Origin of the sequence: Bacterioplanoides pacificum (genome assembly GCF_042648445.1) — a bacterium.
GTDB lineage: Bacteria > Pseudomonadota > Gammaproteobacteria > Pseudomonadales > Oceanobacteraceae > Bacterioplanoides > Bacterioplanoides pacificum.
The window spans coordinates 77,842-102,930 of the sequence record NZ_JBHRYB010000025.1 but is presented as its reverse complement, the minus strand read 5'-3'; the positions used below and the strand labels follow the sequence as shown (position 1 = coordinate 102,930).

The 25,089-nt window shown below is 52.9% G+C and carries 26 protein-coding genes; 16 read left to right on the top strand and 10 right to left on the bottom strand.

Features of this window, described 5'->3' with window-relative positions; translation table 11 throughout:
• Nucleotides 1–8: 8 nt before the first annotated feature.
• A complete protein-coding gene (locus tag ACFOMG_RS17370; RefSeq protein WP_376868534.1) occupies nt 9–1,250 on the top strand; it encodes a UbiH/UbiF/VisC/COQ6 family ubiquinone biosynthesis hydroxylase in 1,242 nt (413 codons plus the stop codon).
• 92 nt (nt 1,251–1,342) lie between these two features.
• Here ACFOMG_RS17370 and ACFOMG_RS17365 read toward each other — a convergent pair whose 3' ends face one another.
• Nucleotides 1,343–2,221 carry an HDOD domain-containing protein gene (locus ACFOMG_RS17365; protein ID WP_376868532.1) on the bottom strand — a complete coding sequence of 293 codons (879 nt, stop codon included), beginning with the start codon at nt 2,219–2,221 and terminating at the stop codon, nt 1,343–1,345.
• Nucleotides 2,222–2,404: 183 nt separating this feature from the next.
• Between ACFOMG_RS17365 and ACFOMG_RS17360 the strand changes: the two genes are divergently transcribed.
• Complete coding sequence (locus ACFOMG_RS17360; RefSeq protein ID WP_376868530.1) at nt 2,405–3,601, top strand: class I SAM-dependent rRNA methyltransferase; 1,197 nt, start codon at nt 2,405–2,407, stop codon at nt 3,599–3,601.
• Nucleotides 3,602–3,639: 38 nt separating this feature from the next.
• Here ACFOMG_RS17360 and ACFOMG_RS17355 read toward each other — a convergent pair whose 3' ends face one another.
• Together ACFOMG_RS17355 and ACFOMG_RS17350 are read right to left on the bottom strand one after the other, a co-directional pair.
• A complete protein-coding gene (locus ACFOMG_RS17355; RefSeq protein WP_376868529.1) occupies nt 3,640–4,887 on the bottom strand; it encodes an imelysin family protein in 1,248 nt (415 codons plus the stop codon).
• A gap of 13 nt (nt 4,888–4,900) precedes the next feature.
• Entirely contained in the window at nt 4,901–5,557 is a 657-nt protein-coding gene (locus tag ACFOMG_RS17350; RefSeq protein WP_449237037.1) for a histidinol-phosphatase, read from the bottom strand.
• 252 nt (nt 5,558–5,809) lie between these two features.
• Between ACFOMG_RS17350 and rppH the strand changes: the two genes are divergently transcribed.
• Both rppH and ptsP read left to right on the top strand, forming a co-directional pair.
• Nucleotides 5,810–6,301 carry an RNA pyrophosphohydrolase gene (gene rppH / locus ACFOMG_RS17345; protein ID WP_376868528.1) on the top strand — a complete coding sequence of 164 codons (492 nt, stop codon included), beginning with the start codon at nt 5,810–5,812 and terminating at the stop codon, nt 6,299–6,301.
• Nucleotides 6,302–6,304: 3 nt separating this feature from the next.
• Nucleotides 6,305–8,593, top strand: coding sequence for a phosphoenolpyruvate--protein phosphotransferase (gene ptsP / locus ACFOMG_RS17340; protein WP_376868526.1), 2,289 nt, complete (start codon nt 6,305–6,307; stop codon nt 8,591–8,593).
• Between the two features lie 8 nt (nt 8,594–8,601).
• On the opposite strand, the gene ACFOMG_RS17335 is transcribed toward ptsP, so the two are convergent.
• The 3 genes from ACFOMG_RS17335 to ACFOMG_RS17325 form a co-directional block, all read right to left on the bottom strand.
• The gene (locus ACFOMG_RS17335; protein WP_376868524.1) at nt 8,602–9,165 is read right to left on the bottom strand and encodes a DUF882 domain-containing protein; all 564 of its coding nucleotides are present in this window, start codon (nt 9,163–9,165) and stop codon (nt 8,602–8,604) included.
• A gap of 160 nt (nt 9,166–9,325) precedes the next feature.
• Complete coding sequence (locus ACFOMG_RS17330) at nt 9,326–11,110, bottom strand: L,D-transpeptidase family protein (RefSeq protein ID WP_376868522.1); 1,785 nt, start codon at nt 11,108–11,110, stop codon at nt 9,326–9,328.
• A gap of 173 nt (nt 11,111–11,283) precedes the next feature.
• The gene (locus tag ACFOMG_RS17325; RefSeq protein WP_376868520.1) at nt 11,284–12,039 is read right to left on the bottom strand and encodes an NRDE family protein; all 756 of its coding nucleotides are present in this window, start codon (nt 12,037–12,039) and stop codon (nt 11,284–11,286) included.
• Nucleotides 12,040–12,303: 264 nt separating this feature from the next.
• On the opposite strand from ACFOMG_RS17325, the gene ACFOMG_RS17320 reads away from it, so the two are divergent.
• The 8 genes from ACFOMG_RS17320 (at nt 12,304) to ACFOMG_RS17285 (ending at nt 17,038) form a co-directional block, all read left to right on the top strand.
• On the top strand, nt 12,304–12,966 hold the full coding sequence (locus ACFOMG_RS17320) for a hypothetical protein (RefSeq protein ID WP_376868518.1): 663 nt from the start codon (nt 12,304–12,306) through the stop codon (nt 12,964–12,966).
• 214 nt (nt 12,967–13,180) lie between these two features.
• Nucleotides 13,181–13,417, top strand: a complete 237-nt coding sequence (locus ACFOMG_RS17315) for a hypothetical protein (RefSeq protein WP_376868516.1) — start codon at nt 13,181–13,183, stop codon at nt 13,415–13,417.
• A complete protein-coding gene (locus ACFOMG_RS17310; protein ID WP_376868515.1) occupies nt 13,417–14,442 on the top strand; it encodes a hypothetical protein in 1,026 nt (341 codons plus the stop codon). The genes ACFOMG_RS17315 and ACFOMG_RS17310 overlap by 1 nt, the downstream gene beginning before the upstream one ends.
• A gap of 14 nt (nt 14,443–14,456) precedes the next feature.
• Nucleotides 14,457–15,260: a hypothetical protein gene (locus ACFOMG_RS17305; protein WP_376868513.1), complete on the top strand. Its 804-nt coding sequence runs from the start codon at nt 14,457–14,459 to the stop codon at nt 15,258–15,260.
• 11 nt (nt 15,261–15,271) lie between these two features.
• On the top strand, nt 15,272–15,712 hold the full coding sequence (locus ACFOMG_RS17300) for a phage tail protein (protein WP_376868512.1): 441 nt from the start codon (nt 15,272–15,274) through the stop codon (nt 15,710–15,712).
• Nucleotide 15,713: 1 nt separating this feature from the next.
• Nucleotides 15,714–16,127: a phage tail protein gene (locus tag ACFOMG_RS17295; protein ID WP_376868510.1), complete on the top strand. Its 414-nt coding sequence runs from the start codon at nt 15,714–15,716 to the stop codon at nt 16,125–16,127.
• A 9-nt stretch (nt 16,128–16,136) separates the two neighbouring features.
• Nucleotides 16,137–16,556 (top strand): phage tail protein, encoded by a 420-nt coding sequence (locus ACFOMG_RS17290; protein WP_376868509.1) that lies wholly within the window; start codon nt 16,137–16,139, stop codon nt 16,554–16,556.
• A gap of 8 nt (nt 16,557–16,564) precedes the next feature.
• Complete coding sequence (locus ACFOMG_RS17285) at nt 16,565–17,038, top strand: GNAT family N-acetyltransferase (protein WP_376868507.1); 474 nt, start codon at nt 16,565–16,567, stop codon at nt 17,036–17,038.
• On the opposite strand, the gene ACFOMG_RS17280 is transcribed toward ACFOMG_RS17285, so the two are convergent.
• From ACFOMG_RS17280 to ACFOMG_RS17270, 3 genes are all read right to left on the bottom strand, one after another.
• A complete protein-coding gene (locus ACFOMG_RS17280) occupies nt 17,013–17,303 on the bottom strand; it encodes a DUF6916 family protein (protein ID WP_376868506.1) in 291 nt (96 codons plus the stop codon). The genes ACFOMG_RS17285 and ACFOMG_RS17280 overlap by 26 nt on opposite strands.
• Nucleotides 17,304–17,420: 117 nt before the next feature.
• A complete protein-coding gene (locus tag ACFOMG_RS17275) occupies nt 17,421–18,617 on the bottom strand; it encodes an acetyl-CoA C-acetyltransferase (RefSeq protein WP_376868505.1) in 1,197 nt (398 codons plus the stop codon).
• 253 nt (nt 18,618–18,870) lie between these two features.
• Nucleotides 18,871–19,590, bottom strand: coding sequence for a DUF481 domain-containing protein (locus ACFOMG_RS17270; protein ID WP_376868503.1), 720 nt, complete (start codon nt 19,588–19,590; stop codon nt 18,871–18,873).
• Between the two features lie 221 nt (nt 19,591–19,811).
• On the opposite strand from ACFOMG_RS17270, the gene ACFOMG_RS17265 reads away from it, so the two are divergent.
• Both ACFOMG_RS17265 and ACFOMG_RS17260 read left to right on the top strand, forming a co-directional pair.
• Entirely contained in the window at nt 19,812–21,185 is a 1,374-nt protein-coding gene (locus ACFOMG_RS17265; protein WP_376868501.1) for an MATE family efflux transporter, read from the top strand.
• A 43-nt stretch (nt 21,186–21,228) separates the two neighbouring features.
• On the top strand, nt 21,229–21,921 hold the full coding sequence (locus ACFOMG_RS17260) for a glutathione S-transferase family protein (protein WP_376868499.1): 693 nt from the start codon (nt 21,229–21,231) through the stop codon (nt 21,919–21,921).
• Between the two features lie 8 nt (nt 21,922–21,929).
• On the opposite strand, the gene ACFOMG_RS17255 is transcribed toward ACFOMG_RS17260, so the two are convergent.
• Nucleotides 21,930–22,556, bottom strand: coding sequence for a class I SAM-dependent methyltransferase (locus ACFOMG_RS17255; protein ID WP_376868497.1), 627 nt, complete (start codon nt 22,554–22,556; stop codon nt 21,930–21,932).
• A gap of 138 nt (nt 22,557–22,694) precedes the next feature.
• Here ACFOMG_RS17255 and ACFOMG_RS17250 point away from each other — a divergent pair, with 138 nt between their 5' ends.
• Both ACFOMG_RS17250 and ACFOMG_RS17245 read left to right on the top strand, forming a co-directional pair.
• The gene (locus ACFOMG_RS17250) at nt 22,695–23,327 is read left to right on the top strand and encodes a TetR/AcrR family transcriptional regulator (protein ID WP_376868495.1); all 633 of its coding nucleotides are present in this window, start codon (nt 22,695–22,697) and stop codon (nt 23,325–23,327) included.
• A gap of 29 nt (nt 23,328–23,356) precedes the next feature.
• Complete coding sequence (locus ACFOMG_RS17245) at nt 23,357–25,060, top strand: acyl-CoA dehydrogenase family protein (RefSeq protein ID WP_376868493.1); 1,704 nt, start codon at nt 23,357–23,359, stop codon at nt 25,058–25,060.
• Nucleotides 25,061–25,089 lie beyond the last annotated feature (29 nt).

Genomic DNA, 25,089 nt, shown 5'->3' with positions numbered 1-25,089 from the left:
GGAAGTTAATGTTGGAGACCAGTAACGTGTCTGAAAAAAAATATGATGTGGTGATTGTTGGTGCCGGGCTGGTAGGGCAGGCCATTGCTGCTGCGCTGCTATTGCAGCAGCAACAACAAAACAGTCGTCGGCCGTTATCGATTGCGCTGGTGGACCCGGCGCGCATCAGCCAGCCGGTGCCTGCTCAGTCGCTGACTGATTACGATCTGCGCGTCAGCGCGTTAACGGCACAGACCCAACAGCTGCTGCAGGACGTCGGAGCCTGGCAACACATTCCGCCACAGGCGCTGTCACCTTATACCGAAATGAAAGTCTGGGATGGTGAAGGCACCGGGGCAGTGCACTTCTCAGCCGCCGATCTGCATGTGGATAACCTCGGCCATATTGTAGAAAACCGGCAGACGTTAGCGGCGCTGCAGCAGGTGTTGGATGACTCGGCGGTGAGCTTTATTCACCAGCCGGTGCGTTATCTGGATAACCGTGATAGTGCGGGCAATACGCCGCTGGTGCTGGAAAACGGTGAAACATTATTAGCCCGGCTGGTGGTGGGAGCAGACGGTGCGTTGTCGCGGGTACGGCAGTGGGCCGGACTGGCGACCCGTGAGTGGGATTATCATCATCACGCGATTGTCGCGTCGGTGGAATGTGAGCAGCCGCTACAGGCAACCGCCTGGCAACGTTTCCGTCAGCAGGGACCGCTGGCATTTTTACCGCTGGCCGGCAACGAACACTTCGCGTCGATCGTCTGGTCTACGACGCCGGAAGAAGCGGAACAACTGCTGGCACTGGATGACGGGGCTTTCAGCCAGGCGCTTACTGAGGCGTTCGAAGGTCGCTTAGGTCAGATTTTGTCATGCAGTCAGCGTGTCGCTTTCCCGTTACGTCAGCGCCATGCGAAAGAGTACTGGTGCGATGGTGTGGTGCTGGCCGGTGATGCGGCTCACACCATTCATCCGCTGGCTGGCCAGGGAGTGAACCTCGGTTTTAAAGATGCAGCGGTGCTGGCGGAGGAGCTGGTGCGCGGCTTTAACAAAGGGCTCGATATTGGCAGTGCTGCGGTGTTAGCGCGTTATCAGCGTCGTCGCCAGGCCGATAATCTGGCCACCATGGCGGCCATGCAGGGTTTTAAAGAGTTGTTTGCCGCTGAGGCGCCGCTGTTGCGCTTGTTGCGCAACGAAGGCTTGCGTTGGTTCGATAAATTACTGCCGGTGAAGCAGCATGTTATGCAGCAGGCGATGGGATTGAAGTAACTCAACGTTTTCAGCCATTTTGTCGGGGACAAGGTCCCCTCCTACGGGCCACTTGTAGGAGCGGACCCTGTCCGCGACAGTCAGTCGCGATCTTAGCGATAGTTCTGCACGCCAATGCCCATCTCAGCAAAGTTCAGTTCCATTTGTTCCAGGTCGTATTCGCCTAACCCTAAGTAGGCGAGCACTTCATTGCCGATCACCTGCCACTCGTAGTCTTCATCCTGTTTGCCGAGAATGCGGTAGTTTCCACATATATGTTCTGCCATTTTCAGGATTGCCAACAGGGTTTTCAGTTCCGAATCTTTATGGTTTGAGGCGTTAAAATAACGCAACACGTTGTGGTGCTCAGCGATCACCTCGCACAGCAGTTCGGGCAGTTTCCACGATTTAGCGGTGTAATAACCAATCACCGCATGATTGGTATTCAGTTGCTGGTTTTCAATATCGATGACCCGTTGTTGTGGGTCATGAGCATAAGATTGCTCCATCACCTCAAGATAATTCGCGAAACGCCCCATTAGCAGCGGAATGCCACAGTTGTGAAACAGCCCGAGCAGGTACGCCAGATTGGGGTTGGGATAACCCACCTGTTTGGCGATCTGAGTGGCTACCTGAGAAATATCGGTGGCGGTGTCCCAGAAGCGGTTCATATTGACGATGGTTTCATCGCTCATCTGGCTTTTGATTGAAACACCGTTAATGATGTTGATCACGCCGTTCAGGCCAATCAGATTAACCGCCTGGTCGACCGAGGTAATGCGGTTGCGCAGGCCATAAAACGGCGAATTCACCACCTTCAGAATGGTACCCGCCAGGCCAACATCCTGGCGGATCAGACGGGAAATCGCCTGAATATCCGGATCTGGCATCAGTTGTTCCATCTGCAGGTCGACCAGGATCTGAGGCTGCGGCGGAATCCGGATGCCCTGCAGAATGTGTTTGATCTGATCTTCACTAAGTTCCTGAGCCATAAGACATTATCCGCCAAAACTGATGCTTCCAGTGTAGGTCATGAAACCACCTTTGCCGGGACAGGATTGTGTCTTTGTTGCTGCCTTTGTTATCCGTCGTGTTACGAAGGGCGATTTTTCAGGGCTGGTGGGTATAATGCGCGGCTGTTTCCGTTATCGCTCTGTGCACACCCTGAGGTTGTTATGCTGATTAGCCTGCGTTTAAAAAACAAAGCCGAACGTCGCCTGAAAGGTGGCCATTTATGGGTGTACTCCAATGAAGTGGATACCGCTCAGACGCCGCTGAAGGGCTTGCAGGCGGGTCAGGAAGTAATTATCGAGGCCGCCAGTGGCAAAGCGCTGGGGCGCGCAATCGTCAGCCCCGAGCAGCTGATCTGCGCCCGGCTGATCAGTCGCGACAGCAAGCAGCCGCTGGATGCCTCACTGATTGTGCATCGCTTAAAAGTGGCGCTCAGCAGTCGCGAGCTGTGGTACCCGCATCAGTGTTATCGCTGGGTGTATGGCGATAGTGATGGCTTGCCCGGGCTGGTGATCGACCGTTTTGGTGACGTGGTGGTGATCCAGATCTCGAATATGGCGATGGAGCTGCGGCGTCAGGATATTGTTGATGCCGTGATGAAAGTGGTGAAACCGGCCACCATTGTGCTGAAAAACGATGGTAAGTTACGCGCTGTGGAAGGTTTGGAAGAATACGTCGATATCGTGCATGGCGCACTGGAAGACAACTGTGCGCCGTTAATTGAAAACGACACCAACTTTATGGCCCCGGTGATTCACGGTCAGAAAACCGGCTGGTTCTACGACCACCGTGAAAACCGCGCGGTGTTAAATCGTCTGGTGAACGGCAAGCGGGTGCTGGATGTCTTTTCTTATGTCGGTGGCTGGGGTGTACAGGCCGCCAATCATGGCGCCAGTGAAGTGCATTGCATCGATGCTTCTGGCCAGGCGCTCGACTGGGTAGAGCAGAATGCCGCGTTAAACGGGGTTGAGGAAAAGCTGCACTGCTGGGAAGGGGATGCGTTTCAGGCGATGAAGCAGCTGAAAGATTCCGGCGAGAAGTTCGATATCGTGGTGGTCGATCCACCCGCTTTTATTCCGCGGCGCAAGGATATCAAAGCCGGCGAACAGGCTTACCGACGGTTAAATCAGCTGGCGATGCGGCTGCTGAATAAAGATGGTTTGCTGGTGGCGGGGTCCTGCTCGATGCACCTGGGGGATGATCGGCTGCCGGATATGTTGCGTATTCTGGGGCGTGAACTGGATCGTGAGGTGATGATTCAGCATATCGGCAGTCAGGGGGCCGACCATCCGGTGTTGCCGGCAATTGCTGAAACGCGTTATCTGAAAGCCGTTTTTGCCCGCGTTTTACCTACCCGTTAAATCTGCCCGCCCCGCGTTCAGCGGGGCATTGCCGGGTATCAGCGGCTGCTCAGCTCGTCACTGCGGGGAAGGCGCAGGTCAAAAGACTCGGCGGTCTTCTCCAGCAGTGATAACAGCTGGATCAGCTGCAGCCGTACCTTCTGATTCAGTTCGGCGTTGGCCATCCCCTGCTCCTGCCAGTCGCTGATGCTCTGATCCAGTAGCGCAAACTGCTGTTGCCAGTCCTGCGTCAGCTGGGTGTCAGCAATAATAGCCATAATCCCCTGACCGTGTTCCTGGCCAGATAACAGCAGTTTCAGACCATTAATGATGGCGACTATATCGTCCATGCCGGTATTACTGAATTCGCTGCTGTTGGAAGCCATACGACGATCAAGCAGTTCTTTGGATAACAGCGACTGGCTGGCCATCAGAGTGGCCAGCATGGCCTGATTGCCCGGTGTCTTTTCCAGTAGGCCAGCGTAATAACCGTTGCTGGGTTCCCAACGGCGCAACAGCCGGTGCAGATGCTCCAGCAGTTGATTGGATAACAACTGCAGGTAATGGCGCCGGCGGTTGTGGTTCTGCACCTGACTGCTGGCGGCAGCGGCCTGGTTATTGAGGTTGTTCTCCGGCTCCGCGGCACTGCCTTCGGAAGCAATGACAACCGGTGCGGTATTTTCACGGGCGATAAAGTCGCTGGCATCGCGGTCACCATTGGCGCCCCACAACATAAATTCCAGCGCGTGATAGCCCAGGCTGGCATAGCTTGGATCGGAGAAGCCGTGTTGTTCAAGCAGGTTGCGTTCGCTCAGCTCCAGCGTCAGATCGTTCACGATGCCGCTGTAGGGGTAGCCGGGTACGTGGTCTATGTAGCCACCTTCGATCGGCCAGCTATCCAGTAATGCCAGGGTAGCCTGGTAACCAATGCCTTTCTGGCGCCATTCGATCGGGTCGTTGATCGGCAAATACGCGTAGATCAGGCTATTCAGATAAGCGTCATAGGCCTGCCGCCAGGCACTCTGAGCCTGCACCAGGTGAGTGGCATCCGGCTGGTGCAAAAACGCCGACAAGCGCTGGTCGAATTGTTGCGCCTGCTGAGCGGCGTTCGACAGGCTGGTATAAGCCGTCAGGCCAAGGTAGGAACGGAAGGCATCTAAATCAGCCGCCGGTGTTCGTGGCGTATTGCTGCCGGGCAAAGTCAGCTTCTGCTGAGCGGGCGCCTGACCCGCTGGCTGGCCACAGCCGGTCAGCAGGATAGCAAAAATAAGCGTCGTGAGAGGACGTGCTCCGGGGGCCAATGCCATTGTCTGCTCCGTATTAAAGACACAGGCTGATCACAGGCCAGCCTTGTTGTTGTGCCCTGGCGTTGAGAATGTCGTCCGGATCAACGGCGACCGGATGGTCAACCAGTTCCAGCAGCGGTAAGTCGTTATGTGAATCGCTGTAGAAATAGCTGCCACTGAGATCCAGTTGTTTGTCTTCCAGCCATTGTTGCAAGCGGGTCACTTTGCCGTGCTGGAAGCTCGGAATACCAACGATCGCGCCGCTATAGTTGCCATCAATCAGTTCCGGTTCCGGAGCGATAATATGCTCTATCCCCAGCAGTCCGGCAATGGGATAGGTCACAAAGCCGTTAGTGGCAGTAATAATTAGCAGGGTGTCACCCGCCTGCTGGTGTTTGGCAATCAGATCGCGGCTTTTCTGGCTGATCAGCGGTTTAATTCGCTCATCCAGAAAGCGCTGGCGCTCTGCCAGCATCAGTTCCAGTGGATGTTGTGTCAGAGGCTTCAGGGCGAAGGTCAGGTATTCGTGGATATCCAGCGTACCGGCTTTGTATTGCTGGTAAAAATAATCATTGCGGCGCTGATGTTCCGCCGGCTCGACCAGCCCACGATCGACCAGATACTGGCCCCAGGCATGGTCGCTGTCACCGGACAATAAGGTGTGGTCTAAATCGAATATCACTAGTGCCAAGAGAGTCAGCCTCTTTCACAAACGTTACACAAATAAATCGCTATTCTAAGGGCAAGAGCGCATACTTTCCTTATAATTCTGAGTTTCAAGCAGAAAAACATTAGTACGTGTTTGTTCTAACAGTATGATGGATTAACTGGCCGAACAGGTCCGCTAGAGGTCGCCACAGTGCGGCTAACACAGTGATTTACTTGACCTTTGTGCAGAAATCAGCAAGTTTGGGAAGCAGACAGAATACAGGCGGATGGCATTGTGATTGATGAGCAGGGTTACCGCCCCAATGTTGGCATCATCCTTTGTAACGACAAAGGGCAGGTGTTATGGGCGCGGAGGATTGGTCAAGATGCCTGGCAGTTTCCCCAAGGGGGAATAAAGAAGGGGGAATCCCCGGAGAAGGCATTGTACCGCGAGCTGACTGAAGAAGTTGGCCTGACAAAAGAAGACGTGCAGATACTCGGGTGTACCCGTGGCTGGTTACGCTATCGCTTACCACGGCGGATGATCCGCCATGACAGCCACCCGGTTTGTGTCGGACAAAAACAAAAATGGTACTTGTTGCGACTGATCGCGGATGAGTCGCGGATTAACGTTAAATCCGGGGATAAACCCGAGTTCGACGGCTGGAGCTGGGTCAGTTACTGGTTTCCGCTGGGGAAAGTGGTTGCTTTTAAGCGCGATGTTTATCGCCGGGCCATGACGGAACTGGCCCCCCGGGTGGCAAAACTTCAACGGAAAGCGGGCTAGGTTATGCTCGAGATACTCAGACGCATTGTTCAGGAAGTCAGTTCGGCAACCGACCTGAGTGCGGCACTGAATGTCGTGGTCGCACGGATTCGTGCGGCCATGAAAACCGAAGTGTGTTCTGTGTATCTGTACGATCCGGAAATCAAACAATACGTCTTGATGGCGACGGAAGGTCTGAAGCAAACCGCCGTCGGCCGGGTGACGCTGAGCTCTTCCCAGGGCCTGGTTGGCCTGGTGGGTGCCCGCGAAGAACCTCTGAATATCGACGACGCTCCCTCCCATCCGAAATTCCACTTTGTATCTGAAACCGGTGAAGACCCGTTCCGTTCGTTTCTGGGGGTGCCGATTATCCATCACAAACGGCTGATGGGTGTGATGGTGGTGCAGCAGCGTGAAAGCCGCCAGTTTGACGAAAGTGAGGAAGCATTTCTGGTAACCATGTCGGCTCAGCTGGCTGGTGTGATTGCTCACGCTGAAGCGACCGGCGATATTCTGGATTTACCCGGCAACAAGAAAAAATCCGGCAAAAAAAATGCCCGCTTTAATGGTGCCCCCGGCGCTCCGGGTGTGGGTCTGGGGCGGGCCTATGTCATCACACCGGCGGCGGATTTGTCGTCAGTGGTCGATAAGGTGCCATCGTCCATTGATGATGAGTTAAAGCGCTTTGATCTGGCACTGGCTGCTGCCCGGGAAGAAATAAAGAAACTGGGCAGCCAGCTGGAAGGGGATCTGCGTCCGGAAGAGCTGGCACTGTTTGATGTTTATCTGAACATGCTCGATGACAATGCGTTGGGCGCGGAAGTTAAGCAGCGTATCCGTCAGGGCAACTGGGCGCAGGGAGCTTTGCGTCAGGTGGTTAAAGAATATGTCGGTCACTTTCAGGTGATGGAAGACGTTTACCTGCGCGAGCGGGCAACGGATATCCGTGATCTTGGTACCCGCATTCTGGCGCATCTGCAAGGCAACGACAGCAGTGAGATCCCGGTCGATTTCCCCGCTAACACCATTCTGGTCAGCGAAGAGCTGACGCCCTCCATGCTGGGAGAAGTCCCGGCTGATAAACTGCGTGGCCTGGTCTCGGTTAAGGGTTCTTCTAACTCCCACGTAGCGATTCTGGCCCGGGCGATGGGGATTCCCACCGTTATGGGGGTGGTGGATGTCCCCTACGCTCAGCTGGAAGGCCTGGAACTGATTGTTGATGGCTATCGCGGTTTATTGTTTTCATCACCTAACGATGAATTACGGGAAGAATACCAGGCGATCTATCATGAAGAGCAGTTGCTGCAGCAGGATCTGCAGGAGCTGAAAGACTGTCCGGCGGAAACCCTAGATGGCCACCGCATTCCGTTGTGGGTAAATACCGGCCTGATTACCGATGCGCTTCGCAGCCTGGACCGTGGCGCTGAAGGGGTTGGTCTGTACCGCACCGAAGTGCCGTTTATGATGAAAGATCGTTTTCCCAGTGAAAACGAACAGCAGAAAACCTACCGCCTGCAGCTGGAGACTTTTGCGCCGGCACCTGTAACCATGCGCACTCTGGACATCGGCGGCGATAAAGCGCTGACCTATTTTCCGATCAATGAAGCTAACCCGTTTCTCGGCTGGCGTGGTATCCGCGTGACGCTCGATCACCCGGAGATTTTTCTGGTTCAGATCCGTGCCATGCTGAAGGCCAGCGAAGGGCTGAATAATCTGCGTATTATGTTGCCGATGATCAGCCATATCAGTGAAGTTGATGAGGCGTTGCACCTGATTTACCGGGCTCATGCCGAGGTTCAGGAGGAAGGTTTCGCGGTAGAAATGCCGGATATCGGTGTCATGATCGAGGTGCCTGCAGCGGTGTATCAGATCCGTGAACTGGCTCAGCGAGTCGATTTCTTATCGGTTGGCAGCAACGACCTGACCCAATACCTGCTGGCGGTTGACCGCAATAATCCACGCGTTGCCGATCTGTATCAGGCGTTCCACCCGGCGGTATTATCGGCGTTAAAAATTATCGCTGAACAAGCGGCAGTACAGAAAACGCCGGTCAGCGTGTGTGGTGAATTAGCCGGTAATCCGCTGGGCGCGGTGTTGCTGATGGCGATGGGCTACGACATGTTATCGATGAATGCCACCAACCTGCCTAAGGTTAAATCGATTGTGCGTGGCATCAGTATGGAATGGGCGCAGCAGCTGCTGGGAGAAGTGATGCAGATGGACAGTGCCCCGATTATTGTTGCCACCATCCAGTTATCGCTGGAAAAAGCCGGCTTTGGCCGCATCATCGGACCGCAGAGCCCGGCGCGCTGACCTTGCCTTCAGGCGCCTTGCCAGTGACGGCGTCTGCCGGTGTCGATATGAATAAAACCACTTTTCGGGTAATAACCCACACCACCAGAACGCATCGCCATGGCTGCTTTATGCAGGTGACGGTGTGATACGCCGGGAATCCGGATATCAATTGCTTTGCCCTGCATATGCATGCTGCCTTCAGCAACTCCAGAGGACTGTTGACGCAGACTGGCATTGGTTTTTGGCGCCCGGTAGGCAGACACCACATACATAGGTTGTTGACTGTGAAACAGGTGTTGCAGATGGTGAAGCTTATCGTACAGCCGGCGCTGCATGGCAATTGCCTGGTTCGCGCGGTGATCACGCATCAATAAGTCGATCTGCTGGATTTCATCATCAAGGTATTCACCATCCGCCCAGAAGGTGGTTTTCAGTGATTCACCCGTGTGAATGTTATAAAGATGCAGGCTGCGTTCGGCGCTTATCCGGGGCTGGCTTTGCTGCAATTGTTCAGCAAAGCTCAGTGGCGTGATCAGTCCGGTGGTTCCGGCCAGTGCGACATTTTTCAGAAACTGTCGACGCTGTTGCATCGTATTTTCTCCAACTCCGGTGATTTGATAAGAACGCCCGATTATGGCGGCAGTATGCCTAAAGGAACTGTGCTGCCGTTGGTGTTCCTGGTCGGAGGGTTGAGAAAATGTCCCTTGGGTTACAAATGACAGTTGGGGAAGTGTAACTGCAGTGACTGCTTTACAAACTGACGGCCGGGTTTACCGGCGCCAGGCCAGCAATCAGATCCCGCTTGTACACATCGTCGCGCATTTGCAAAATGCCGTCGTCATCCACCCAGCTGGTCCAGTACATCAGATATACCGGCACCTTTTCCTGCAGGCGGATACGGGTGGTGCGGTTCTGATCGATCGCACTGTCGATATTAGAGCGGTACCAGCCCTGCTGGCCGCGTAATAATTTTTCCGCCAGCAGCCGGGGTTTTTCGACCCTTACACACCCCGAGCTGAGAGCCCGTTTGTCGAGATTAAACAGTTGTGGCTGTGACGTATCGTGCAGATAGATGTCCTTGTCGTTGGGGAACAAAAACTTGATCGTACCCAGAGCATTCAGTTTGCCGGCTTTCTGAATCAGACGGTAAGGGAAATAACGGGGGCTGAGTTTTTTCCAGTTGATGGTTTTCGGATCCACAAACTGGTCGATGCCGTTAATATGCTGAATCACCTGATAACCTTTTTCCTGCAGGTAGCCCGGGTTGCGCTGCAGTTTGGGCAGCAGACTGGTAACCGCAATACGATGTGGTACCGACCAGGTCGGTGCCAGTTCCAGTGTGCTGATTTGTTGTGCCATAACCGGTGTGCGACGTTGCAGATTACCGATGATGACTTTCATTTCCAGCTCGGTGCTGTTGCCATCTTTCAGCGTCAGGTGGTAGTCCGCCATGTTGACCATGACGTGGCGTTGTCCCAGCTGCTGCGGTAAATGGCGCCAGCGCTTCATGTTCAATGCAATCTTCTGGGCGATCTGATACGGGGCAACATTCAGGTGACGCAAGGTTTTTTCATCCAATGCGCCGCTGTTACTCAGACTATGGCGCTGCTGAAAATTTCTGATGGCCTGTACCAGGGCGTCATCAAACAGGAACTCCGGCTTGCGCAGATCATATTGAGCGTATTCCGAGGGTGCTTCTGTACGCTCCTTGCCATCTTTAAATAACCATGACAACGCACTTTTCGGCAGGTCGCCATACTGGCCTAACATCCAGCGCAGGTGAGGAACCAGACGATGACGTTCACCGGGCTGTAACCGCAGTTCCTGAGGCAGGGGGTACCAGCGCCCGGAGTTGGAAATCGCCAGATAACGATTCAGCTCCTGGCGCAGGCTGAGGTAGCCGGCATGGTTTGGAGTTAAACGTTCTACCAGATTGTCCAGCTGGTCGTTCTGAATGGCCTGATTCAGCAGGTCAACGACCTGTTCTTCACTGATTTCAGCTTTGTTGCTGTTGGTTAACCCAACTTTGCGGATCGGGTGGTCGCCTTCGCCGGTATCCGGTAATAACTCGGCATTTAACGATTGTTTGGCGTAAGTCACAAACGCATCGGTGAGCAGAACTTCAACCGCTGTTGCTTGTTTCGGGATGTTCGACAAGCGGCTGGTTTCACGTTCCAGGGTGGCCAGTTCATAACCATAATTGCGCCAGTCATCGGCGGCGGTTTCACGTAATACCTGCAATAACTCTTTACCGGCTTTGGTCAGTTCATAGCTGTCCATCCACACCGGCTGGTAATCACGGCGCAGATAAAAAGGTTCTATTGACCGCACATGTTTAAGCCGCACTTCACCGGCGACCCGGCGGGCTGATTCGATCAGCCAGTGTTCCATGTACTTCTGCGCCACCTTGGGTGGCATGTAGGGTTTGGTGTTAATGCTGGCCGCCAGCGCCACAAACAACAACGCCATACAGAAGATGGCAATCCATCCTGTAGCGCCGACAGCCCGGTGTTTTTGTGGTGTGGGGGGTAACATATCCATACCGAAAGTATGGACGGTGATTGGATAAAATGTGATTCAAATCGCGCGATTGGCTGAGGAAATTTGTAAGCATCTGCAACCCGAAAGGCATTTGCTGGCGAAGTTTTCATTTATATCAACAAGTTACAGGTGATTTGTGTAACTTGTTGAATTTCGTCGAATTTCTGTCAAATCGGAAAATGGTACCGTTGCCGTTGCTGCTCCGTCATACCTTTGCCCCAGCTGATTTCTTCCAGCCGGACGCAGTGCTGTTCCATAATCAGTCCGGTAGAACAGCGGGTACCGTACACGGCGGATTGAATAAACTGGCTGGATAATAATTTTTCCCACTCCGGTGGTACACCGGTATCCGGCAATTGCTGGGGCGGATAAGGCTGGCAGCGGTTCAGGATCCGGGTCGGTAACTCGTCTTGCTCCGTTTGCTCCAGCCAGTGTGCCAGTTGTTGCCGGGCGTCTTCGGCTTTGGGCCAGGCGGTGTCCAGGTGTGCGTTGCTGAGGGCGTACAAGCCGGGATCCAATGGTTGTTGATAAAAGTCAGGATGGTTGTGGCAATACCACAGTTGCTCGCCGTCATAACACAGCAGGTTGAACAGGCCGTAACGCGCCGCAGATTCTGCCAGTTGCTGTAGCCATTGTGCAGCCGGTAGCGAGGAGGTCAGAAAGTCCGTCACCAGATGGCCGCGGGATAAAGCTTTGTCAGGCTCCTGGCCCGGAGCCCGGATATTGGTTAAGGCGGCAAAGCGTTGCTGCCTGACTCCCAGCCAGCTGCCACCCTGCTGCAGGTCTTTGCCGGCGTATAAGCCCGGATGCTCCGGCCATTCCATCATTGCCCGGGTCGGACGCTGGTAAAACTCGTCGCGATTGGCTGCCAGTATCAGTCGTTTGGGCGCGCTTGGCTGCCAGCTAAAAGTAATCAGACACATACATAATTCAACTGTGCGAAAGATTCCGGCAGTGTGCCCGAAAACTCATCAGCAACAAAATAAATCGGCTCGCTATGATTGTTCCATCAGATAAATAAATTGTTGGGCCGCTCGCTGTTGGCCGAGCCAGACGCTGTGACCTCCGCTATTCATCGTATTACGACGATTGTGTGAATTGTTGCATTAAATTGTTGCTTTTATTGCTGTTAATTTTGCTTTTAATAGCGGTATAGCATGGTTTTATTGCAACAATTTGGGGTGCTTATGTCTCAATCTTCTGTCGATGTGATAAGGCAGCAGAATCGCTGGGTGTTGGGTTCTGCTCTGGCCTTATCTGTGGTGCTGGCCTGGTCGGTTATGGCGCAGGGGCTGGATATTCTTTATGACGAAAACCAGATGATGGAGCATCTGCAGTTGTTGGTATTGCTGGTAACCGGGAGGCTGTTCTGGCGTTCCCAGTGGTCTGCACTGGACGGTTTAACCACCCGGCGAATACGCTTGCTGCGTCATCTGGCACTGACCGCCAGTTTGTTGTGTTTCAGCTTTTTTGTCCGTGAAATGAGCGTTAAACAGTCGGGAATTGACTGGCTGATTTACCTGGTGGATGGCACGGGATTTAAGATACTGATGGCACTGATCTGGTTGCCGTTGATATTGTTTCTGAGCCGTAATATCCGGGCTTATGTTGCGCTGTTATGGCAAAGCGTAAACAGTCGTTTTTTTATTTTTTCTATGGTGTCGATGGGCCTGCTGTTACTCGGAGCTGTGTTTGATAAAGAAATTTTTAAGCCGGCGTACTTTCGCTTTTATGAGGAGGTGGCAGAACTGAACGGCTATTTCTGGTTGTTGGCCGCAGCCCTGAACTTTGAGCGGGATATGATAGGTGACGATGATTTGGCTGAGCGGCCGCAATTTGCTCAGGCCTGAGCAAAGACCTGCGTAAAGCCATCAGGAACGCGTCCAGAGTGACGCGTTTTTTATGGCAAAAGCCGCAAGCGACGAATGAACAAAGATTCAGTTTATATTTTGATCAGATGTAAGATGTAACAAAGTGTGACTTGCTGTAGGATGTGCACAAATCTTGATCAGAAGGACAGGGATTGTGTTCAAAATCAGCTCAGTTTTGTTACCTGTTGTGGCTATGGCTCTGACAGGCTGCTTTGGTGATAACAACAATAACGGCAGTGCAAATAATAGTGCCGATAAGCCAACCGCCCCGGATAGTGGCAACCATAATCCGTTCCTCAATATGAAGTCCGAAAATTATCGTCTGAGTGCGCGTCTTGATACGGTTCCGGCGATTTCTGCAGCTAATGATAAAACGGCTGTAACCGCGACTATTTCTCCGCTTTACCGTCCTCAGGGAGAGGCACAATAATGAAACTCTTCTGTTATGCCGGCATGTGCCGGCAAACTCTGTTAATGATCGCGGCCTTTATGGTCACCAGCCTGGCATTTGCTCAGGTACCTCAGGCGATTCAGTTGTCCGGGGCTGCAACTCTGAAAGCTTCAGACCAGCCGCTGAGTGGCACTGAGCAGGTGCGCTTTACCCTGTACGCAACGGATCAAACGTCAACCATTTACAGTGAAAATGGTGGTACTTATGTTGATCCCAGCGGCAGCGCTATGCCTGTGGTGTGGACCGAAGTGCAGGCGGTTGAGTTTGTTAACGGCGGTTATTCAGTTGAGTTAGGCTCTGCGGAAAATAACCCTTTTCCTGCTGATGCGTTCACTGGCTCCGGACGTGTTATCGGTATACAGATTGGTTCAGACTCGGAACTGACGCCACGGTTAACACTGAACAGTGTACCGTTCGCATTGCGCTCTGCTGTCAGCGATAACGTCGATGGTAATATCACTCCGCGCTCGGTCAGTATCAAAGATGAAAACGGTAATGACATTCCGGTGATTAATGCACTGGGAGAATGGGTGGGTGATTCAGCCGGACTGAAAGGTGATACCGGTGCTACCGGGCCACAGGGGGAGCCCGGAATTCAGGGCGTACAGGGGTTAAGAGGCCCGCGGGGGATTCGCGGATTCCGTGGTTACGCGGGTGATAAAGGCGATCCGGGTGCTGCCGGTCCGAAAGGTGACAAAGGTGATCCGGGTATTCCGGGGCCTGAGGGAGTGCCTGGCGTGCCCGGCCCACAGGGGCCAGCCGGTGTTGTCAGCAGCAGCCTGCTGAGCCGTAAAAGCTGCACTGGTGTATATAGCTGCAGTTGTGAGGCGGGAAAAATTATCCTGACAGCCGGTGCCCGGTGTGCAAAAAATCAGTACCTGTATCACTCCGGCCCCGATGCCGCTGACTTTGCCAGCTGGAATGCCCGCTGTGAAATTTTCAGTAATGGACAGGATGTTGCCCCGGCAGAAATTTATTTAACCTGCGCGACAGATAATAACTAGGCGTGGAGTGCGATATGAAACGCCGAGAGTTTATCAGAAACAGTTGTGTTGCTTATCCGCTGCTGGCGATGCCGCAGGTTCAGGCGCGGGTCGTGCCTGAACGGTGGCAGCAGGACGACCTGCTTATTAACGAGCAGCAACGGGTGATTGCGCTTGGCAAAGAACTGGCGCTGTATCTGGGGAAGTTCGGCCGACGTGTTGTGCTGGAGCGTCGGGGACAGCTGAAGGAGCTGACAGTCAGTCATCAGCTGCCTGGCCGGCCGGATAGCTGGCCTAATTATATGGCGGCTGCGTTACATAACGACCAGATTTATATTCTGGATCGGGCTCACCACTGTGTTGATGTGTTTTCTACCGCGACGCGGTTTCTGTACCGGATACCATTGCCGGATAGCGTATTAATACCCATGGATATCGGTTTTATGGGCGATAAACTGTGGTTGTTGGACAGCGCTGCACAAGGGGTTTGGCAATATCGGCCGGATACCGGGTTTGAACACTTTATTGCCGGGTTATCCGCGCCGCTGGCGGCGACAACCTCAGACAGTCATTTACATATCCTGGAATCCGGGTCGTTACAGATCAGTGTCTGGGATAGCAGTGGTCACCTTTTATATCGTTATGGTCAGGGTGAGATAACGGATGGACACCGGGTGATGGCAACCAGCAATAATAAGGTTGTTGTATTGGATCGCTATCAGCAAAACCTGCTGATGTTTTTACATGGGCAGCCGATTCACTCGCGGCAGCTTAATACCGCGTCGTCACTGAAGTACCTGACTGTAACGGCGGATGGTACGTTGCTGGTGACGGTTTAAGGAATTATTTGATGTCAGAACCCTTTATTGCAGAAGTCCGCATGTTTGCCGGAAATTTTGCCCCCCGCAGTTGGGCTTTTTGTGATGGTCAGCTTTTGCCCATTGCTCAGAATACCGCGTTGTTCAGTTTACTCGGTATTGTCTATGGTGGTGACAGTCGTACAACCTTCGGATTACCGGATTTACGCGGCCGTACGCCGATGCATTTTGGCTCCGGACCCGGTTTAACGAGCCGGCGACTGGGCGAAAAGGTTAGTAATACGCCGCTTCAGGTTGGTGCGGCCGATGCGGTTATGTCCGTCGATTCGGTAGATCGTGGACTGGGACATTCAACCACGACAAAGTCTGCCAATTTGTCTGCTGCCGACCAGGCGGCTGTGAGTAATGGTCATCCCGCCTTAACGGTTCATTTTATTATTGCCCTGCAAGGGCTGTTTCCGAGCCGGAGTTGATATGTCAGAACCATTTTTAGCAGAAATGCGCATGGTAGGATTTAATTTTCCTCCGCGAGGCTGGGCCTTGTGTGATGGTCAGATTCTGCCGATTAACCAGAATCAGTCATTGTATGCGTTACTCGGTACCACTTACGGCGGTGATGGTCGCAGCGACTTTGCATTACCCGATATGCGGGGTCGCATGCCGGTCCACCGGGATGCTGAGCATGCATTGGGCAGCAAAACGATTAGCGGCGATCACACGGTTGTGGCAACTGATGTTGTCGACAGTCTGACGGTCGAGCGCGACCTGGCCAGCCGTTCAAGCAGCACAGAGCTGTACAGCGGAGCAGCCACAGAAGTACTGGCGGCTCCTTATTGCGCCGTAAACTTCTGCATTGCCTTGCAGGGGTTATTCCCGTCGCGTAACTGAGGAGTATTTATGTCTGAACCTTTTGTGGGCGAAATCCGTATGTTCGCCGGAAACTTTGCGCCGCGCGGCTGGGCGTTGTGTAATGGTCAATTATTAGCTATTACGCAAAATGATGCGTTATTCAGTTTATTCGGCACCACTTATGGGGGGGATGGCCGTACAACGTTTGGCCTGCCGGATATGCGTGGCAGAATGCCGGTACATGCGGGCAATGGCCCGGGTTTAGCCGAGGTGAGGTTAGGTAGCAAAGGCGGAACGGATGACGCTCAGCTATCACCAACAACGACGGTAAAATCCGGATTCAGTATTGAGCGGGGGATTGCCCTTAATCAAACAACAGCCGCCTTTGTGCAATCCAAAACCGTGCAGCCCGCTTTGTGTCTGAACTTTATTGTGGCGTTGGTGGGGATTTATCCTTCGAGAGCCTGAAGCGATTTATGATTCATTATTCTCTGCGTGCGGTTGACGATAGCGATTATCCCTTTCTGACCGAGCTTTATATTTCCACCCGCTGGCAGGAAATGCAGCAGGCCCCCTGGACAGACCAGCAGCGGCTGCAATTTTTACAGCAACAGTTTGACGCGCAAACAGAGCACTACCGGGTCCATTACCCCGAAGCCAGTCGTCAGATCATTGTGGTTAATCATCAGCCAGCCGGACGTTTGTATCTGGATAACAGTGACCACGAAATTCGTATTGTTGATATCGCTTTGTTACCACAATTTTGTGGTCAGGGGATTGGCGGGAAAATTCTGAAGACGATTCTCGAGACCGGCGATCAGGCACATAAAGCGGTTAGCATTCATGTGGAAAAAAATAATCCGGCGCTGAACTTGTATCAGCGGCTGGGTTTTCAGCAGCAAAAAGACGTCGGAGTCTACTGGTTTATGTCTCGTCTGCCGCAAGGTTAAAGATACTTTCGTACACCAGCTCGTCAGAGTCCGGAAAGTATTTACCAATCGGCACCAGGAAAATTTCAATATCACCCAGTGTTGGGTTGTGCAGTTGATAGGTCGCCTGGGGTAATACGTCCGGGCTGCTGAATAACACGCTGAAGCTCTGCCATTTAGCGTTTTCTTTGCAATCGCCAACTTCTTTCAGAGTCAGGGTGATCCCGTCAGCATCAGCCAGTTGGAAATCCTGATGTAATGCCGATAAAAAAGATGAGTGGTTCAAGCGAATACCTGTGGCGATTGAGGTGGTAAGGTCGGTTACTGTATCACAGGGCGGTGCTGTCTACAGTCGTTTGGCAAGCAGAATACCAGCGACTGCAGACAGCGATTAAACGGTCGGCTAGCGTTCAATCGCCAGCGCAACACCCATACCACCGCCGATGCATAAGGTTGCCAGGCCTTTTTTTGCATCTCGGCGCATCATTTCGTGCAGCAGAGTAACCAAAATACGGCAGCCGGAGGCACCAATCGGATGGCCCAGGGCAATGGCTCCACCGTTTACGTTGACCTTGTCGGCATCCCATTCCAGTCCTTTATTGACGGATAACGCCTGAACCGCGAAGGCTTCATTGGCTTCGATCAGATCCAGATCGGCCACGCTCCAGCCCGCTTTCTGCAGACACTTTTTGGTTGCCGGTACCGGGCCGGTGCCCATGATTTCCGGATTTACCCCTGCGTTAGCATATGCCTTAACCGTGGCTAATACCGGCAGGCCGAGTGCTTCGGCTTTAGCACGGCTGGCTAACATGACAGCCGCAGCACCGTCGTTCAGTGATGACGCATTCCCGGCGGTGACCGAACCGTCCTTTTTAAACGCCGGGCGCATACCGGCCAGTTTATCGGCCGTGGTACCGGCACGTGGATTTTCATCGGTATCGAAGACAACCGGATCACCTTTACGTTGCGGAATCACCACCGGGGTGATTTCGTCTTTGAAGGTTCCGGCTGCGATTGCGGCAACGGCTTTGGCCTGGGATGCGGCGGCAAATTCATCCTGCTCGCTACGCCCGATCTGGTATTGGTCGGCGATATTTTCGGCAGTGATACCCATGTGATAGTCGTTAAAGGCATCCCACAAACCATCGGAAATCATGGTGTCGACCATATTCCAATTACCCATGCGCTGGCCGTTACGTGAGCCTGGCAGGGCATGTGCGGCATTCGACATGGACTCCTGGCCACCGGCGATAATCAGGTCAGCATCGCCACAACGAATCGCCTGGGCCGCCAGGTGTAAGGCCTTCAGGCCGGAACCACAAACCTTGTTGATGGTCATCGCCGGCGTGGTGTCCGGCAAACCGCCTTTAATAGCGGCCTGGCGGGCCGGATTCTGACCACAGGCAGCCGTCAGTACCTGGCCTAACAGCACTTCATCGACCTGTTCAGGGGCAATGCTGGTTTTTTCCAGTAACGCTTTGATAACCGTAGCGCCCAGATCACTGCCGGATACGCTGGCCAGCGAGCCGCCAAAAGAACCAATAGCCGTACGGGTTGCGGCAACGATGACCACATCGGTCGCAGACGTTGTGTCAGTCATAAATAACTCCAGGATGGATGATTAAGAGACGCCTTATGCTTAGCACAGAGATTGTTACGAAAATAATCGCGGTCTCGAAAAGTCAGAAATGATACTGGTATTTTTACGTAAGTAGTACGGATTGTCGTGTCCGGTAGTTACGACTTCCGTTGAATGGTGATTGTCAGACTTTGATGATTGTTGCCCAGCAGCGGCCGGTGAGTACCGGCGCCAGAGCAGATGAATGGCCGGTGGCACCGGCCATTGATGGTTCTCAGAAGCTGTAAACCAGAGTGACACCAAACTCGCGGTCGGTGTTTTTGTTTTCTGGTGGTACTTCGTCAACGTATTTGATTTTGTAGGTCAGCTTGGTGGCCAGCGAGCCGTTGATCTGGCTTTTCAGCCCGGTTTCCGATTTATAAGTGGAGTTTTCTTCTCCCAGCTCGGCAACAAACTCTTCGGTGAATTCCACGCCTTCCTGAATGGTCCAGCTGAAGTCCGCATCGATTCTGAGGATGGTATCTTCGTTGATATCACCACTTTCTTTCAGTTTGTCGCGGCGATAACCCGGTGCGGCCTCAAATGCCAGCTTCATTTTGTCTTCGTTAATAACGCGGTAACCATAACCCACCGAAGCGGTAGACTGGTATTCAAAGCCGCTGAAACGCGCCCGTTCCTGGGTACCGGTAATGGCCAGGTAGGAGCGGGCATCAAAGTTACGGTCGAGGTTGATCTCGCCGTTGTATTTTTCTTTCGAGGTTACGCCGTCTTCTTTGCTGGTCAGCGCGGTCAGTTTCAGGGCTTTATCCCACTGCTGACCCTTGTGCTTCACCTTAAAGGCGCCGTTGGTGCTTTGTGTGTCGGTATTGCCTGAGGTATCGATAAAACCCAGTTCAGCAGAGCCATCCCAGGCGGAGGGTGCTTCACTGGTGTCTTCGGCGGCCACTGCCAACGGGCTGCTCAGCAGCAGGACGGCTAAAAAAGAAGTGCGCATAAATTCAATCCATCATTGTTTGATATACCTGATCAGGGCGCTAGGGTAACGGGGCAGGAAATGCTTGGCAACGCTGTAGCGTGGCGTTTAAACAAGGTTTTACATAACCTTGGCTGCTGTTACGCAACGCTATGTTCGTTGTCTGGCATAAAGACACCAGGGGCCAGGACGGTAACTGAGGTACAGTAAGCCTCCGATTCAAGCGCTGAGATGAAAATATTTTGAGAGAAGCGATTCTGACCGCACCGGTCGATAAAGTGTTGTATCAGCTGACCAGACCTATGGTCATTGGCATCATGGCGGTGTTTTTTTTCCAGCTGGTGGACACCTATTTTATTTCGTTGCTGGGTACCAAATCTCTGGCTGCGGTGGGCTTTGCATTACCCGTCACCATGCTGGTTATGAACCTATCGATCGGCCTGGGGATTGCCGCCTCGGCAGTGATTGCCCGGGCGTTTGGCGCGGGTGATGAGCTGCAGGCAAAACAGGCAGCGATGGCGGCCTTGTTACTGAGTCTGGTACTGGGGCTGATCATCAGTGTGGTGGGGTTGCTGATTAACGACCCGTTATTCCGTCTGCTGGGAGCCCGCGAGGAGTTGCTGCCTGAAGTCTGGAACTTTATGTTGTTCTGGTGGCCCGGCTCCATTGTGATGTTGCTGATGATGGTGCAGAACAGCTCGATGCGGGCCATCGGCAATACCAAACTGCCGTCACAAATGATGCTGGTATCGGCGATTCTGAATGCCGCGCTGGACCCGCTGCTGATTTTTGGCTGGGGCCCGGTGCCGGCGATGGGTGTGGGTGGTGCTGCTCTGGCCAGTGCATTGTGCTGGTTGCTGGTGCTGGCTGTGATTATGACGCGTCAGCGGCGTTCCGGGTTTCTCAGTTCTCATGGCATGGGCTGGGACGATATCAAACAGTTATGGCAACGTATGATGACGCTGGGCATTCCGGCCATGGCTACCAATATGATGGTGCCGGTGGCCGGCGCTGTGTTGCTGATGATGGTAGCCCCGCTGGGCGAAGCGGCGGTTGCCGGTTTTGGTGTTGGTATGCGGCTGGAACCGTTTGCCATTCTGGTGATTCTGGCTCTGACCTCAACGTTACCGACGTTTGTGGCGCAGAATCATGGTGCTCAGCAAGACGACCGTATTTTCAGCGCGCTGTTAATCAGCTTTCGTTTTTTGTTGATATTACAGGGTGCGATTGTCGTGTTCTTCTGGCTGGCAGCAGATCTGCTGGCAGGTTTGTTCTCCGCTGACAGTCAGGTACAACAAACCATTATTGCTTTTCTTCACTGGCTGCCAATTGGTTATCTGGGGATGGGGATTGTGTTGTGTGTGAACTCCGCGCTGAATTCATTACATAAGCCAGTGCACTCTATGATGCTGAATGCCGTGCGGTTGTTTGTTTTTTATGTACCGGGTGCCTTTATTGGTGGCTGGCTGGCGGGTTACAGCGGCTTATTGCTGGGGGCAGCATTGGGGAATCTGATATTGGGATTGCTGGTGTGGTATTGGGTAAAACAGGTTGCCCGCCATGGTGAAGTAAACCTGATTGTTGCGCACTTTTCTTTCGACAGTATAAAACGTTGATATGGCCCCGGCCTGGTGAAATATTTATGGGAAAAATAATAATATGAGCATTATTCTGCATCAGTTTGACATGTCACCGTTTTGCGACAAAGTTCGCCGGGTGCTTAAATACAAAGGACTGGATTATCAGACAGACAATATCACCCTGCAGCAAGTGCAGTTTGGCTATCTGAAAAAACTGTCGCCGATTGGCAAACTCCCCGTGTTAAGCCTGAATGGTACAAATATCGCCGATTCTTCCACCATTATTGCTGAGCTGGAGCGCCAGTATCCTGAGAAGCCGTTATTGCCAGCGGATAAGAAACAAGCGGCGCTGGTGCATTTTTTTGAAGACTGGGCTGATGAGTCGCTGTATTTCAATGAGCTGTACTTGCGCTTTGTGGTGCCGTCTAACCGCGCGCAATACGGCGCCCTGGCGGCGAAAGAGGATAACGCGTTATTTGCTGCCATTGGTAAAATGGTGGCTCCGGATATGATCGCCAGACAAGCCAATGCTCAGGGAATTGGCCGCAAGTCTCTGGCGGATGTGTTATCCGACCTTAAAAAACACTTCTGCTGTTTATCCGATTGGCTGGACGGCCAGGACTACTTAGTGGCGGATTCTCTGACGTTAGCTGATATTGCCGTTGCCTGTCAGCTGGATTGTATTGTGGCGACACCCGAAGGCAAAGGTGTCGCGGCTGATTATCCGCGAGTGATTGAGTGGCTTAACAGAGTGGCTGAAAAAACGCTTTAAAGATGCTTTTACTGGCGGATAAACAGACCATAAATATACGGCCGTGAATCACCAAACGGGTTAATAAACTCAAACGCTTCAGCAGCGATTAACTGAAAATCCTCACCCAATCGCTGCTGCATTTCTTCCAGGTCGTACTGATGTACGTCCAGCCCGGCACACTTTTTAGCCCCCTGTTTGCTGAACTCAGCTAATAAAACGTAACCCCCTTGTTTAACCGCAGCTTTCAGGTTGTCGAAATAGCCCTGAATAGCATGTTCATCCAGTAAGAAGTGAAGAACCGCACGATCAATCCAGGCATCGATGGAGTTGGCGTCTACGGCTAATGGCTGGCTGATATCCTGCACCAGATATTCCGCATCATTGTCCCGGTCGTGGTCCTGGGTCAGGCGCTCCTGCAACTGGGATAATGCCGAATCACTTAAGTCGTTTAACAACAGCTGATGACCGTCGTTATAAAGTTTATCCACAAGCTGGGAAGTACCGGCGCCGGGAATAAAAATCTGGCTGGGGTTATCCAGAGACATTTGTTCGATAAACTTCACTGTCTGGCTGATATCGTCTTCAAACCAGCCCAGCTGCTCACCTTGTTTGTTATCGAAAACCTGATTCCAGTGTTGGTTCAGCTCGCTCATCTCTGCTGCCTGTGGGTTGAGAATATTACTTTTAAGGCATGCTACCCCCTGAATCGTGAATCTGCATTCATTTGTTGGTTGCGCATAAAAATGAATCATGATTCACTTGTTTGATCCTAAGTCAGATGTACTAACCCAGTGGCATACCGAGAAACCGAACATACCCGGGCTAAAAAGGCCCATACCCGCCAGCGTCTGCTGAAAGCGGCCCGTGATCTGGTGGCTGAAGGGGGCTTTGCTGCAGCGACTGCCGCCGCTGTGGCGCAGCGTTCTGAAGTGGCGGCGGGCAGTATCTATCGCCACTTCCCGAATAAGGCAGAACTGGTCGCGGAGGTGTTTCGCTACGCCACTGAGCATGAAGTCGGGATGGTGTACCAGGCGACTCAGACAGACAGCAGCTGCGCTGAACGCCTGTTGGCCGGTTTAACGGTGTTTGCCCGGCGGGCATTAGAAGGCCCGAGGCTGGCTTATGCATTAATTGCTGAGCCGGTCGATCCCAGGGTGGAGCAGGAGCGGCTGAAATATCGGCTGGCTTATGCTGAAATTTTTGAGGATTTGATTCGGGATGGCATGGCGGCGGGAGAATTTGCTCAGCAGCAGCCGGCATTAACCGCGGCGGCTCTGGTCGGAATGTTAGCGGAGTCGTTAATCGGGCCGCTGTTTTTACGGCGAGATAAGGCGTCGGCGCTGCAACCGATCGACGACCCGCAACAATTAATCAGTGAACTTAATGCGTTGTGCCTGCGTACGGTTGGGGCAACTCATCATTAATAATAAATAAACAACGAAGGGACAGGCTTATGAATCCGGAACTGGAATTTGATGTCGAAAAACACAAAGCGGCAGCGGAGACTCACCCGGTGTTTAACCAGCCAACGGCACTGGAAAACTATAATGCTTATCGCAGTGATCTGGCATTGCAATACTGGACCCGGGCCTTTAACGGAGAGTGGGCGGAAGATCGTTTGCAGCAATACGGTGCACTGGCCGGTGGCGATTTAATCGAGGCCGGTTTCCTGGCTAACGAAAATAAGCCTGCTTTTTATCCGCACGACCGGTTTGGTAAGCGCATCGATTTAGCCAAGTTCCACCCGGCTTATCACGAGTTAATGAGCAGCGCGATTGAAGCGGGGTTACATTCGTTACCCTGGACGGAAAAAGATGATCAGGGAAATGCTAAACAAGGTGCTCATGTTGCCCGTGCTGCGATGGAATATATGCACAATCAGGCGGATTCCGGCTCCGGCTGCCCGCTAACCATGACTTTTGCTGCGGTACCGGCACTGCAATATTCGCCAGAAGTGGCGAAGCAGTGGATTCCGAAAATCGTGGCGAAAAAATACGACGGCCGTAACGTACCTTTCTTCGAAAAAGAAGGTGTCACTATTGGTATGGCCATGACCGAAAAACAAGGTGGCTCCGATGTGCGTGCGAACACCACCCGGGCTTATCCATTAACCGAAGAACTGGGTAACGGCAAAGAATATGAGCTGGTGGGTCATAAGTGGTTCTGTTCGGCGCCGATGTGTGATGCTTTTTTAATCCTGGCGTATACCGAAAAAGGTTTGTCGTGTTTTCTGATGCCACGCTGGCGTCCGGATGGCAGCAAAAATGCCATGTATATTCAACGGTTGAAAAATAAGCTGGGTAATATTTCTAATGCATCGTCAGAAATTGAATTACGCGGTGCTTATGCCTGGATGATCGGCGATGAAGGCCGGGGAGTACGTACCATTATTGAAATGGTGTCGATGACCCGTTTCGATTGTATGGTTGGGTCAGCATCACTGATGCGTGGTGCCCTGTCTCAGGCGATTCATCATACTTCCGGCCGCAGTGCCTTTGGTAACAACCTGCATCAGCAACCACTGATGCAGAATGTACTGGCGGATATGGCGCTTGAATCAGAAGCCGCGCTGGCGATGACCATGCGGGTCGGGCATGCGCTGGATAATCTCGATGACGAACAACAAAATCTGTTTGCCCGCATAGCAACCGCGGTGGGCAAATACTGGATCTGTAAACGGGCACCGCATTTTATTTATGAAGCGATGGAGTGTATTGGTGGTGTCGGTTATGTCGAAGATAACGTACTGCCGCGGCATTATCGCGAAGCGCCGGTCAATGCCATCTGGGAAGGGTCCGGTAACGTTCAGTGCCTGGATGTCTTGCGTGCTATGGCTAAAGAGCCAGCAGTGGTGGATGCCTTTATGGCGGAGTTAAAACGAGCCGTTGGTGTGTATCCGGCCTACGATCAGTATCTGCTCGACCTGCAGGCTGAGTTTGCTGACACTAGTACGCTGGAATATCGCTCTCGTACTGTGGTCGATAAGCTGGCCATTGCGCTGCAGGCTGCGGTGTTGATTCAGCATGGTGAGAGTGATATTGCCGCCGCTTATGTAGGCTCCCGGATTGTCCATAATGGCACCCTGAATCTCGGCACCCTGGGAACCTCAGTCAACTGTGAAGCCATTATGAAGCGGGCTCAGCCACAACTCGGATAAGCAAAGCACGCCGCCAAGCTCATGATGGA